We start from the raw sequence: 13,320 nt of genomic DNA, 5'->3' as shown, positions 1-13,320 counted from the left end.
AAACTAGTAGCTCACGCGATCCCTATTACACTAAGTTGCAGCTTTTCAGCACCACCCAAGGAAATAGAATGCGGACGATTTCCCTGCTTGTCGCCTTAAGTCTTTTGTGGATCACTGCTTGCACTCCGGCTTCCGCCGATATCATCCATGTCGGCTCTTGGAACATCGAATGGCTCGGCAAGCCGGAAATGCGCAAAAGCCCCCAGCAAAAACCAGCCGACTTGGCCGCTGAGATCCGTGCTTCCGGCGTTGACGTGCTAGCGCTGCAAGAGATTTGCGACGATTATCCAGAGCATGACCGGCTGGGAAATAAGACGCTGGACGAAGTTTGCGTCGTCTTGAATCGACAAGCCGGCAACCAATGGAAGTACGAACTCTTTCCGAAACGGGACATCTATGCCGAGGACCAACTGACAGGCGTCGCTTGGAACGAAGCCCGCGTTCAGCGCGTGGGAGGCGCGATGCGAATCACTCCGGTCGACTTGCTCGGCGACAACTATATCACCTGGGATCGGCAACCGTACGCGGCGAAGTTTTCAGCCGGCGAAGGGAAAACGGACTTCGTTGTCATTCCAATTCACATGAAATCGAACTATGGCGACTCGGCCGGCGAAATGCGGAAACATCGCGCCGCTGAAGCCAGCGCGTTGATCGCCGAGCTTCCCGCCGTGAGAAAGATGTTCGGCGATGAAGACATCATCATCCTCGGCGACACCAACGCGTTGTCAGCCGATGAAGAAGGCATCCAAAAATTTGTCAAAGCCGGTTTTCGGGATCTAAATGCAGCCGATCGCTCGACCCATACGAAAGACGCGCCATTTGATCGAGCGCTGGTTCCGCAAAACCAGCCCGAGTTCGCTAACGCGCGCGAAGTGATTCATTCCGGTCAAGATCGTCGCGACTATCGCAACAAGCTCTCGGATCACTATCTAATCTCGTTTCAGATCCTTACCGGCAAAGATGATGATCAAGGAGGCGCGCCGCAAGCCGCTTCCACGGCGCCGCAAACGCCGAGACCGAGCCCGCAACAACCGACCGACGTGCAGATCTTGGCGGTATTGCCTGATCCGTTCGCTCAGGACGACGGCAAAGAAGCGGTGGTGATCGCCAATTCGTCGACGCGCGCCGTATCACTCGCCGGCTGGAAACTGACCGATGACGACGGCGGCGAAATTATGCTTTCCGGCGAAATCCCTCCCTGCTCCGTCATCACCATCCACCATCCCCAAGAAGCCTGGCTTAGCAACAGCGGCGATGAGCTGCGCCTGCTCGACGCCAAAGGCGCCGTCATCGACGAAGTCACCTATGGTCGTGAAGATGTGAAGCCCGGCAAGTTTGTCACAAACCTGAAACGCCGGTAGGGTCCGCTGTGTATTTAGGCCTGACACATAGGTAACACCTGTGCGGACCAGTGGAAGCGTTTTGATGTGGCAAGAATTTTAGCAGGGCCGCTGGTCCGCATGGCGGATCCTACGCGAAACTTCCGTCGCGATAGCTCTCGTTGACGATCGGGCAATCGGGAAGCGATTTCAAAAAGACTTTGCCGTAGTGCTTGGTTTTGACGCGGGGATCAAGAATCACCACGATGCCGGTATCGTCTTGCGTGCGGATCAAACGGCCGAAGCCTTGTCGCAATTTGATCACCGCTTCGGGCAATTGGTACTCGCTAAACGGCTGGCCCCCTTGCTCTTTGATGCGTTCTAGTCGCGCTTGCAGCAGCGGTTGATCGGGGACGCTGAACGGTAACTTGGTGATGATCACGTTTTGCAACGCATCGCCAGGCACGTCGACTCCTTGCCAAAAGCTGTCGGTCCCGAACAGGACCGCTTTGTTGGCCTGTTTGAATTTATCCAACATTACGTTACGCGGCATGCCGTCTGACTGGCTGAACAGCTCGATCTGCTGCTGGGTGAACCAGCGTGTCAAAGCCGACGCCGCCGAGCGCATCATTTCGTAGCTGGTGAACAACACGAACGCGCGCCCTTGCGTCCGCCCGACGTAACGACGGATCATATCGACCACCGCTCGATCATAGTTCCGTCGATCGCTCGGATCCGGCATCTCGCTCACCAAGATCAACTTGGCCTGCTCGGCATAGTCAAACGGACTGCCAAGGGCCAGCGTTTCGCAGCGGGTCAAACCAACGCGCGATTTGAAAAAATCAAACGAAGCCGAACCGCCGACCGCCAGCGTGGCGCTGGTCAAAATCACGCTGTCTACCGACTGAAACAATTCGCTGCGCAGCACAGGCCCCACATCCACCGGCGCCGCCGACAGTTTGACGCGACGATACGGTCCGCGCTGCTGCGTACTCTCGACCCAATAAACGGCGTCTTCGATCTTTTGCGTGCGCCAGCTTTCGATGCCGTCGGCCAGCTGATAGATCCGATCGCTCATCGAGGTCAAATCTTGCCGCTGACTATCGTCGTTCATATCTTCGCCGGCGTTTTTGACCTGCGCGGCCAACTTGGCCAGCGCCGGCGTCAAGACGTTCGGCACTAGTTCCGCCTGGCGAACGCGGCCGCTCGACTGCGGGTTCTCGGCGAGCCAGGCGTCAATCTCGGTAAAGAACTGCTGCGCCCGATATTGGCAATGGACCACCTGTTGCATCGCTTCGGTCAGACCGTGATGGATGAGGAGTCCTTTGTTGGTCCGCTCGTTGAACAGCTTGTTCAGCGTATAGTCGATCTGCGTCGACGTGACCGAGAGCCCCAAGTGATCACCGGCGACCGCTTCGATCGTATGAGCCTCATCAAAGATCACCGCGTCGTACTTGGGCAGCAGATTGACGCCGCTACGGCGCAGCGCCAGGTCGCTAAAGAAAAGCGCATGATTGACGACGATGATTTGCGCGTTCTGCACGCGACGACGCGCCCGATAATAAAAGCAACTATCGTAGGTTGGACAATTGCGCCCCAAGCAATTGCCGCTGTCGCTATGAACTTCGTCCCAGACCGAACCGAGCGGGCGAAAGTCGAGATCGCTGAGGGAACCGTCGCCTGACTCTTTGGCCCAACCTTTGATGTGATCGAGCTGGCTTTCTTCTTCGTCTTTGGCGAATAACGTCTTGGCGCGGGAGAGCGCCGCGCCGAGTCTCCGCTTGCTCAAGTAGTTGCCGCGGCCCTTGGCCAAGACCGCGGTAAACTCGAGCGGGATTACGCTATTGAGCAGCGGCAAATCTTTTTGAATCAGCTGCTCTTGCAGACTGATCGTATGGGTCGAGACGACGATCCGTCGCGGACGATCTTCGTCGTCATCGGCTCGCTCTTCGGCGACCGCCAAGATTGCGGGGACCAAATAGGCGAAGCTTTTCCCAACTCCGGTGCCTGCTTCCACCATCAAGTGCCGCTTATTCTCGATCGCAGCAGCGACGGCCGAAGCCATATCCAACTGTTGCTGGCGATGTTCGTAGCGGGGTAAACGCCGAGCGATACGGCCGTCTGGCCCTAAAATGTCGTCTACCGAGAAGCTGCCCATCCTTGCCTGCTATTTATGTTGCCACTTGCGCCGCGTTTGACCTTCTATCTTAACAGTGGTTTACGTTCGGCGAAATTAGCGGAAAACGGATAGACGATCACTTACCCGTAAAATAGACTAAAGGCCAAGCTCCCCCCCTCTGCAGGCCGAGAACGGCGAACGAGGCATTCGACGGTTCTTTCTTGATGTAGTCCGGGTCAGCCGAATGCCCATTGAATTCTCTTGCACTAGTTGCTCCGCCAAATTTCGTGTCGCCGACACGTTGGCGGGCAAAAAAGTCCGCTGTCCAAAGTGCCAGGGAGTTGAGCAAGTCCCCATGGCTGCGGCGGATCCAGAGCCTTCGACGATCGCCGCGGATGAATTGAAACTCCGAGAAGAGATCCCGGCGCCGCTGGCTCTAAAAACTACGCCAACCTATTTTCCAAAAACGAAGCGCCCTGAGATTTCGTATGCGGAAGCGAAATCGCAAGTCGCGAAGCCGGCGAATGTACTGTTGAGTCTACTTGGCGCAAGCGCCGCACTCGAAGTGATCGGCGCCCTGTTGGGAATCGCAGCTAGTTATTGCTTTCCCGCCGCTGAATGGGGCTTGATCGTCGCCAGCACTAGCGTCACCTTCGCCTTCGTTACCGGAGGCGCTATTTTTGGGGTGCTGAACTTCAAAAATTTGGATGACTTGGATACGGCGTGGCGCGGGATCTACTCGGCGTTGATCGGTTCGTTGATCTTTCTTCCCATCGCGGTTCCGTTCGTCATTCAAGCTTACATGCTGATGAACGACAAAAAGATCGCCGTACATTTTCATCGTTGATTTGATAATGCCAATAACCTCCACAACTTGCGTGATCCTGACTACGCCTGGTTCGCCTTGATTATGTCGATGTCGCCTTGCGGGACGTTCCTATTTTCTCCGGTCGCGATTCCCTTCGCGATTTGGGGAATCGTCCTGATGTGCGACCGACGAATCGCGGCGCATTTTCGCGGTTAACTTTGTCTCGAGACGATTTCTGGCGGAATATTGTAGAAGTCGGACCGATCGCGTTTTAGACTTGGCTAACCCTCTCCTCTGATATTCGTCTATGGCGTATTAACACAATGCCGATTGAATTCCTCTGCACCGCCTGCCCGAAAAAACTGCGTGTTCCCGATAACTCGGCCGGCAAGCAAGTGAAGTGCCCCGGTTGCGGGCAGCTTCAAGTCATACCAGCCGCTACGGACTTGAGTCACGCGCCGCCCATCGACGACTTTGCAAGCAGCACGCCATCTGACGGCCCCAATCCCTTCGCCGACGATCTCGACAATCCGTTTCAATCGCCTGGTCCGGACGCTTCGGCTCCCTCTCCCTATGCGGCGAAACCTCACCGCTCTGGCGGCATGACCAAAGAAACGGCCAAAGTATTGCTGACCATTCCGGCGGCCATCTTGTTAGTGGTTCAAGCGGTGAATTTTTGCTTTTCGGCGCTGATGGTCTGCGGCATGATCTACATCATGCTGAATCCGCCGCAGGGCGCGAAAGACGACCAGCAGATGGTGTTTTTGGGAATGGCCGTCGGCGGCGGCGTCGTCTGCATCATGAGCATTGGCGCGATCGCTGGTCTGGCGAACGCGATTTTCCGCAAGTCGTACGCGTTCAGTTGGGTCGGCATGATTTTGGGGATGATCCCCTGCACTTTGATGTTTAGTTGCCTGACCATGTTAGTCGTATTTATTTCGTTTCCGGTCGGCATTTGGGGAATCGTGATGCTTTGTCTGCCTGAGGGCAAAGCGCAATTTCGCTAATCCGCGGCGCCGCTTTTCCGCGGCTCATTCAGCTAGCATCTTGATCGGCGGCGGCTTACATTGGTCGAACAGCGGTTTTCTCATGCCGCACCGTCCCACACCCATTGCTGAAGATGCATCGATGCCGATTGAATTCACTTGCCAGGTTTGCAAGCAGCAAATCCGCGTGCCGGAAGGGAACGAAGGAAAACGGACAAAGTGCCCTCACTGCTCGGCAATTCAGCCGATTCCAGGAGGCCCAGCTTCAGGCGGCAGCTCGTTCTCCGATTCGTCCAACCCTTACGGCGGTGAGTCGCCGCCCAATCCGTTTGCCGAAGGCGCCGCGCCCCCTCCAACCGGCGAATCGAATCCGTACGCTTCTCCCTACACCGTCTCTTCCGCCGCATCGAGGCCGATGGCCAAAGAAGAGGCGAAAGGAAAAATCGCCGTACCTGCGATTGTCTGCATGATCTCCTTTGGACTCAGCATTGCATTCTTGGGTCTGGCGCTGATCGGCACATTTGTGAATTTGGCCAACGGAGTGCAACCGCCGGAAGAAGCGGTGGTTAGTCTGATTACCTGCGGTTTCTATTTTCTCACCTGCGTGATCGGCTTGTTCATGTTGTACGGAACGATGAACCTGCGCAGCTCGTTGCAGGCTTGGATCGGATTCATTCTAGCGCTGACTCCTTGCACCAACTGCTGCTTCCTCATTGGAATCCCGTTCGCAATCTGGGGGATGATCGTCTTGTCAGACGCCGAAGTTCAGCGGCAATTTCAGAACTGAGCCGCGGTTGGTCTGGTCAGCCAGCGCGCACGAAAAAACCCGGCTGGATTTCTCCAACCGGGTTTTTCGATCTTTCCGTAGCGATCACTAAAGCCGAAGCTTAGCGAACGTTGCTGGCCAGACGACGACGAGCCGGGACAAACGTCATGTTGTCAGCCGGAACCGGAGCCGGAGGCATCGGAGCAGCCGAATCGTCAGCCGGAATCGGCGACATCGGAGCACTCATGCCACCGCCGCAGCTGCTGCATCCACCACAGCTGGTGTCACAACCGCAACCGGTGTCGCAACCACAGCTCGAACCGCAGCTGCTATGGCACTTCGGCAGGCAGAACAGACGCTTGATCGCGTCGCGGATCGGGGTGCACGAGCAGCACTTCGGGGCGCAACCGCCGCACGAGGTGTCGCAACCGCAACCCGAATCACAACCGCAAGCTTCCGGAGCACAGCAAGTCGCTTCGGGAGCACAGCAGGTCGGTTCGGTGCTGCAACCGCAACCCGAATCGCAACCACCGCAGCAGCTCTTTTTCTTGTGGCAGAACAGACCGTCCAACAGACCGCCCTTCTTGCAGCAAGAGGTCGAGCAACCGCCACAGCTGCTTTCGCAACCGCAAGACGGTTCCGGAGCACAGCAAGTGGCTTCCGGAGCACAGCAGGTCGGTTCAGCTTCACAACCGCAGCTCGAACCGCAGCTCGAACCACAGTGGCTCTTCTTGCAGCAGAACAGGTTGCTCAGAGCGTCACGCAACGGGGTGCAGCACTTTTTGGTGCAGCACGACGAAGGAGCGCAGCAAGACGGTTCCGGAGCACAGCAAGTCGGCTCAGGGGCACAGCACGTGGCCGGCGCCGGAGCACAGCAGGTTGGTTTCGGAGCACAGCAGCGCGGGGCCGGAGTGCAACATTTGGGCGTTTGGCAACACGAGGTCGAGCAGCCGCAGCCACCGCCAAGCATCTGGTTCAGCAGGCCGGCGGCATACGACTGGCTACACATCAGTGCGACCAGCATCGTTCCCACAACAAGATTCAGTTTCATCGAGCAACGTCTCCTAATGCGCTAGTACTGTAGGGCCCGCTTGCAATCCGTCACTTGGCCGGCGCTCGCGTGAACAGTCACGGTGTGCGACTCCCACGCCGCGAATGTTCGCTTACTTCATTCATTGCGACAGGCGGGACCGTCGTAACAATGAAATAAGTGTGGGAGCGTCAGTCGGACCTTGTTCAGGAAGCTTGCAAAGCTCTTCAGTCCACACAAAAAATTGACCGTTAACTTCGGTCGAGTCTTCCCGTGACTCGAACTCTCCATGCCGAAAGCTAACGTGCCCTCACTTCTCCGCGAGAGGGACTTCTTCAGCGAACGAATTCCGATCGCCAGATCACGGTATCGGCCTGTCAATCGATGACGCTTTACCGATCGAAGGCAAATTCCGCAACTTGGTTTACCTATCCTGTAGCGCAAGATGTAACACTCCCGCAGTCCAGGCAAACCTTGCCGATTATCCGACTGCAGCAGTAACGGCAAACCACACGCAAGCCGCAAATCTTCCGCAGATTCACAGACCGACTCCCGCGATTGGGGAAATCTTACGAACTGGAAGCGGAGGCGCCGGTTAGCTAAGATAAACCATAGAAATCTTCCCTGATTTGCTCATGTTCGTCTCGTGCCGGTCATTTGGAGTAGTTCATGTCCGCTAGTTCGCTCTCAGGTTACGAGGTAGTTCATCTCGCAGCGCTTCCCGGTGTTCCCTGTCCTTGCGGAACTGCCCGACGCGGACTGGCGGAGGTCGTTGACTATCCCGGCACAATTCACCTAACCGAAATCTCCAGCGATGCGAAGCTCCACTACCACAAACAGTTGACCGAGACCTATTACATCCTGGAATGTGACGCCGACGCCCAAATGCAGTTGGATGACGCCCGCATTGATCTGAAACCAGGGATGTTGGTGATGATTCGCCCCGGTACGCGACATCGTGCAATCGGGAAGATGAAGATCCTGAACATCGTCTATCCGAAGTTTGACCCGAGCGACGAGTGGTTTGACGAGTAATTGCCAGGATCTCGATATTTTTTTCGATCGTCCCCAGATCTCCCCCCTGCGGTCACTGTGTAAGAAAGATCACGCAAACGCCGTTTCCCCCCTCCGTTGATCGCCGCCAAGTAGGCGCAAGTCGCTTCAATACTCGGTTTAGCCGTTGAGGCCCCTCATTCGCCATCAGTTGCCTGACATCTACTGAGGGCGTATCCTAAACAGAGCGACCCCTACCGCTTGCCCAGCCCACAAAGTAGTAATACGCAGGTATTCACTCATGACGAAGACTTCCAGTCTCTCCCTCCTACTATTGTTTGCCGCTCTTGCAGTTTTCGGCTGCACCCCGCCTCCCGGCCCTGCGCCTTCTCCGAGCAACACGTCGGCGGACCATGCCGATCATGACCACGCGGATCATGATCACGAGCATGAAGATCATGAGCACGAAGCGGCGACCACGGCGCCGGCTGCCGAAGAAATGAAGCCGGCAGTGACAGCACCAGCAGAACCGGCCGCTGAAAAGCCAGACGCCGGAGACGCAGCTGCTAGCAAGAAAATGGAAGCGCCGGCCGCAGAGTCGAAACCGGCCGAAAGCGCCGCCACGCCCATCACGGAAGCTGCTCCAGCGGCCAAAGAAGAAGCCGAGCAAACCGTCGCAGAAACCAAAACCCAAGTCGCCACCGAAGCGAAACCGGCCGGCATGGTTGATCCGCAAGACTGGACCTACGTTCGCGGACCAGAATACAACGGGTACTCGCGAGCGACCGGGCTGCCGGATGACTTTGATCCCGCCGGCGGCGAGGGAAGTAACGTCAAATGGATCGCGAAGGATTTTGGCTCGCGCAGCACGCCGATCGTCATGAACGGCAAGCTCTATACGTTGTGCGCCGCCGAACAGGGAACCAAGCGTGAAGGAGAGCGCGTCGTTTGTCTCGACGCACAGACCGGCGAATTTCTCTGGGAAAATCGTTTCAACGTTTATCTTTCCGACGTACCGGTCGAACGGGTCGGCTGGTCCGCCGTTGTCGGCGACCCCACCAACGGCAAGGTCTACGCGTTAGGCGTATGCGGACATTTCCAATGCATCGACGCCGAAACCGGCGAGACCGACTGGGTCCATAAGCTGCACGAAGAGTATGGTCTGCTATCGACCTATGGCGGTCGCACGAACTTTCCGATCGTATTTGAAGACCTGGTGATCGTCAGCGCCGTGGTGATCGGTTGGGGCGACATGGCCAAACCGTGTCACCGCTTCATGGCGTTTGATAAGAACACCGGCGAAATGATCTGGTTCAACGGCACGCGTTTGCTGCCGGACGACACCACCTACAGCGCCCCGGTGATCGCAACTCTCAACGGACAAAAGGCGATGGTCTTCGGTTCCGGCGATGGTCAGTTCTGGGCGTTTCAACCGCGCACCGGCAAACCGATCTGGAACTACGCCATGTCGATGCGAGGGATCAACGCTTCGCCAATTGTCGACGGCGATACGGTCTATGTCGGCCATAGTGAAGAGAACCTCGGCGATATTTCCTCGATGATGGGGAACGTCGCGGCGATCAACGGCGCATTAACCGGCGACATCACCGGCAAAGGCCTGATTTGGCAACAGCCCGAAATCATGATGGGCAAAAGCACGTTGCTGAAAGTGAACGATTACGTCTACGCTTTCAACGATGCCGGCAAAGTCTTTGGGTTTGACGCCAAGACCGGCGAACCGGTTGGCAAGCGTGTGGCGGTCGGTCGCGCTATGCGAGGCAATCCGCTCTACGCCGATGGCAAGATCTACGCCTTTGAAGCGAACGGCTACTGGGCGATTCTCGAGCCGCAGGAAGATGGTTCGCTCGATACGATCAACAAGGGGCGTTTCGACGATGTCGAAGTAAACGGCTCGCCGATCTGCGCCCAAGGGCTAATCTACGTGCCGACCTCAGGCGGCATCTATTGCCTGGAAGATCCCAAGCTGGAAAAAGGGTTTACCGGCCTGCCTCCGGTCGCTCCCGAAACCCCGGTCAGCGAGAACCCCGAAATCGATCAACTGCAAGTGACGCCGTTTGAGGTCTTGCTGAAGCCGGGTCAGTCGCAACAGTACGAAGTCGCCGCGTTCAATAAGCTGGGTGAAAAGCTAGACGCTGATCTGAGCGGCGTGACGTTTGAACTGACGGGCCCCGGCAAGATCGACGCCAAGGGGCTTTACACCACGGAAACGAGCGACGCCCACACCGCGACCACTATCACCGCCAAGTTGGGTGAAACGGTCAGCACGGCTCGTCTACGCACGATTCCTGATCTTCCCTGGAGCTTTAACTTCGATGACATCGCGTTCGACTCCACCACTGGCGTCGGTCAACCGCCGGTCACTTGGGTTGGCGCTCGCTATCGTCACGTCGTTCGTGATGTCGACGGCAGTAAAGCGATGGTCAAAGTTTCGACGATTCCGAAAGGAACGCGGAGCCAATCGTGGATGTCGAGTCCTGAACTGCACGACTACACGATTCAAGCCGACGTCAAAGCGCAGAAGATGGAAGATGGCCTGCTTCCCGACATCGGTCTGATCGCACAAGGCTATCAGTTTGTTCTGAACGGCAACGACAAAACGACGCAAGTTCGTACCTGGGTTACCCAGCAGCGGATGGCGAAGTCGAAACCGTTCACGCTGGAAGCGGACGTTTGGTATCGCTTGAAGATGCAAGTTGCAAACGAAGGAGACATCGCGATCGTGCGCGGCAAAGTCTGGAAGAAAGACGAAGCCGAGCCGGCCGAGTGGACCATCGTCGGGGAAGACGCCTACCCCAATCGCGACGGCAGCCCTGGTTTCTTTGGCAACGCGACCAACGCCGAAATCTACATCGACAACGTTTCAGTCACGCCCAACGACAAGTCGTAAGAGACGCGGCGCCTGACTTTCTTTCCCCCCAAAAACAATCTCCTACCCTGAAGTTTTCGGAGCTGTTATGCAAAACAAGCCATTCCTGTCGACTGTCGCCATGTTCTGCGCGGCGCTTGCCGGCGCGATCATCGCGACCGTGTTGCCGGCAGGTCACGCGGACGCCGAGCCGGTCGCTGTCATCGCGCAGCCTAAGTCGTCGGAAAAGATGGAGCCCACCAAAGATTGGCCGATGTGGGGCGGCAACTCGCTGCGAAATAACGTACCGGTCGCAACCAACATTCCGCAGGAGTGGGACATCGGCCGGTTTGATCGTAAAACCGGCGAGTGGGATTCGTCCAAAGCCGAAAACATCAAATGGGTCGCCAAACTCGGCAGCCAGTCGTACGGCAATCCGGTCGTCGCTTCGGGCAAAGTGTTCGTTGGCACCAACAATAGCAGCGGTTTGATTTCCCGTTATCCTGCCGACGTCGATCTCGGCGTGTTGGTTTGCTACGACGAACAGACCGGCGACTTCCTCTGGCAACATTCCAGCGAAAAGCTCTCGACCGGCCGCGTCCATGACTGGCCGCTGCAAGGGATTTGCTGCGCTCCGTATGTCGAAGGCAACCGCCTTTGGTTTGTGACCAGTCGCGGCGAAGTTCGCTGCTTGGATGTCGAAGGCTTTTATGACGGCGAGAACGACGGCCCCTATAAGGAAGAGAAGTTCACCGACAAGACCGAAGCGGACGTCATCTGGGTCTTCAACATGATGACCGAGCTTGGCGTTTCGCAGCACAACATGTGCTCTTGTTCGATCGCTGCGCTCGGAGACATCCTGTTTGTCAACACGTCGAACGGCGTCGACGAGTCGCACATCGTGCTTCCCTCGCCCCAGGCTCCCAGCTTTATCGCAATGGACAAGAACACCGGCGAAGTTCTCTGGACCGATCGTTCGCCTGGCGAAAACATCCTGCACGGTCAATGGTCGAGCCCGACGATCGCCGAACTGGGCGGAGTGCCGCAAGTGCTGTTCGCCGGCGGCAATGGTTGGGTCTATTCGTTCAAGGCCGATAAAGGCAAGGACGGCAAGCCGGAACTGCTCTGGAAATTCGACGGCAACCCAAAAGAGTCGAAGTGGGTGATCGGCGGACGCGGAACTCGCAACAACATCATCGCGACCCCGGTCGTCTATGACGGCAAGGTTTACGTGGCCGTAGGGCAAGACCCGGAACATGGCGAAGGGGAAGGTCACCTCTGGTGCATCGATCCGACCAAACGAGGCGACGTCAGCCCGCAGTTGGCGATGAAGGTCGAAGGGAGCTCACGGGTGCCGTTGCCGCATCGCCGCATTCAAGCGGTCATTCCCGAAGATGGCGAAGTCGCAGTCGATAATCCGAACAGCGCCGTGATCTGGCACTATGCCGGCGGTGACGAAGATGGCGACGGTCGCATCAGTTTTGAAGAAACGATGCACCGCAGCATCGGCACCGTTGCGATCAAGGACGACATTCTCTACATCTCGGACTTCAGCGGACTGCTCCATTGCCTGGACGCTCAGACCGGCAAGCGGCACTGGACCTACGACATGTTGGCCGCCGCGTGGGGATCGCCGTTGATCGTCGACGGGCACGTCTACATTGGTGACGAAGATGGTGACGTCTGCGTCTTCAAACTGTCGGCCGACCCGGAAGATGCCGAACCGATCGACGAGATCAACATGGGCAACTCGGTCTATTCGACCCCGATTGTCGCTAACGGCGTGTTGTACATCGCCAACAAGACGCACCTCTTCGCGATCGCCGCCGAAGAAGAAGAATAAATCGCCGTAGCGGTTACCAATTACCGCCTGGCGCCATCCAAGAGAGCGAGAAGGACCCGTACCTTCTCGCTTTTTTTGTTTCCTTGTTCCTTTGCTATCGCCAACTACGGCGTCGATCCATGCCCAAAAAAGTTCTCGATGTAGGTAATTGCGGTCCTGATTTCTATGCGATCAAATCGTTTGTAGAAACGCAGTTTGGCGCCAAAGTGTTGCAGGCCGATGGCCCCGAAGACGCGCTCGAAATCCTTCACCGCGAAGCAATTGATCTGGTGCTGGTCAATCGTAAACTCGATCGCGATTACACCGACGGGCTTGAGGTTATCAAGCAAATCAAAGCCGATGCATCCTTGCGAGAAACCCCCACGATGCTGATCACCAACTACGAAGAGCATCAGCAAATTGCGATTTCGGCTGGCGCCGTCCATGGTTTCGGCAAGCTGTCGATCGGTAAAAATGAAACGATCGCCCTCTTAAAACCTTATTTGGGTTAGCCAATTACGCCAGAGTTGCGTGGCATCCGTCGAAAAACTGGCTTAAGATGAACGCTCGGTCGGCCCATCGAGGCGCACTGCGCGGTCGTCGCGTTGGGT

At 56.7% G+C, this 13,320-nt stretch carries 10 protein-coding genes; 8 read left to right on the top strand and 2 right to left on the bottom strand.

All coding sequences use genetic code 11. The features are described from left to right. Positions 1-68 precede the first annotated feature (68 nt). Entirely contained in the window at positions 69-1,361 is a 1,293-nt protein-coding gene (locus tag M4951_RS00530) for a lamin tail domain-containing protein (RefSeq protein WP_262024529.1), read from the top strand. Positions 1,362-1,470: 109 nt separating this feature from the next. Here M4951_RS00530 and M4951_RS00525 read toward each other — a convergent pair whose 3' ends face one another. Beyond that, positions 1,471-3,477, bottom strand: a complete 2,007-nt coding sequence (locus tag M4951_RS00525) for an ATP-dependent DNA helicase (RefSeq protein ID WP_262024528.1) — start codon at positions 3,475-3,477, stop codon at positions 1,471-1,473. Positions 3,478-3,682: 205 nt separating this feature from the next. On the opposite strand from M4951_RS00525, the gene M4951_RS00520 reads away from it, so the two are divergent. The 3 genes from M4951_RS00520 (at position 3,683) to M4951_RS00510 (ending at position 6,019) form a co-directional block, all read left to right on the top strand. Next, entirely contained in the window at positions 3,683-4,285 is a 603-nt protein-coding gene (locus tag M4951_RS00520; protein WP_262024527.1) for a zinc-ribbon domain-containing protein, read from the top strand. 284 nt (positions 4,286-4,569) lie between these two features. After that, positions 4,570-5,253, top strand: coding sequence for a hypothetical protein (locus M4951_RS00515; RefSeq protein ID WP_262024526.1), 684 nt, complete (start codon positions 4,570-4,572; stop codon positions 5,251-5,253). A 121-nt stretch (positions 5,254-5,374) separates the two neighbouring features. Next, complete coding sequence (locus M4951_RS00510; protein WP_262024525.1) at positions 5,375-6,019, top strand: hypothetical protein; 645 nt, start codon at positions 5,375-5,377, stop codon at positions 6,017-6,019. 100 nt (positions 6,020-6,119) lie between these two features. On the opposite strand, the gene M4951_RS00505 is transcribed toward M4951_RS00510, so the two are convergent. Further along, a complete protein-coding gene (locus M4951_RS00505; protein WP_262024524.1) occupies positions 6,120-7,049 on the bottom strand; it encodes a hypothetical protein in 930 nt (309 codons plus the stop codon). A 648-nt stretch (positions 7,050-7,697) separates the two neighbouring features. Here M4951_RS00505 and M4951_RS00500 point away from each other — a divergent pair. The 4 genes from M4951_RS00500 to M4951_RS00485 all read left to right on the top strand — a co-directional run bounded on the left by M4951_RS00500 (position 7,698) and on the right by M4951_RS00485 (position 13,221). Beyond that, a complete protein-coding gene (locus M4951_RS00500) occupies positions 7,698-8,063 on the top strand; it encodes a cupin domain-containing protein (protein ID WP_262024523.1) in 366 nt (121 codons plus the stop codon). Positions 8,064-8,322: 259 nt separating this feature from the next. Continuing rightward, the gene (locus tag M4951_RS00495) at positions 8,323-10,929 is read left to right on the top strand and encodes a PQQ-binding-like beta-propeller repeat protein (RefSeq protein ID WP_262024522.1); all 2,607 of its coding nucleotides are present in this window, start codon (positions 8,323-8,325) and stop codon (positions 10,927-10,929) included. A gap of 67 nt (positions 10,930-10,996) precedes the next feature. After that, a complete protein-coding gene (locus M4951_RS00490; protein ID WP_262024521.1) occupies positions 10,997-12,730 on the top strand; it encodes a PQQ-binding-like beta-propeller repeat protein in 1,734 nt (577 codons plus the stop codon). Between the two features lie 119 nt (positions 12,731-12,849). Continuing rightward, the gene (locus M4951_RS00485) at positions 12,850-13,221 is read left to right on the top strand and encodes a response regulator (protein ID WP_262024520.1); all 372 of its coding nucleotides are present in this window, start codon (positions 12,850-12,852) and stop codon (positions 13,219-13,221) included. Positions 13,222-13,320 lie beyond the last annotated feature (99 nt).

It is taken from the genome of Blastopirellula sp. J2-11 (assembly GCF_024584705.1).
GTDB lineage: Bacteria > Planctomycetota > Planctomycetia > Pirellulales > Pirellulaceae > Blastopirellula.
This window is presented reverse-complemented; position numbering and strand designations above follow the sequence as displayed.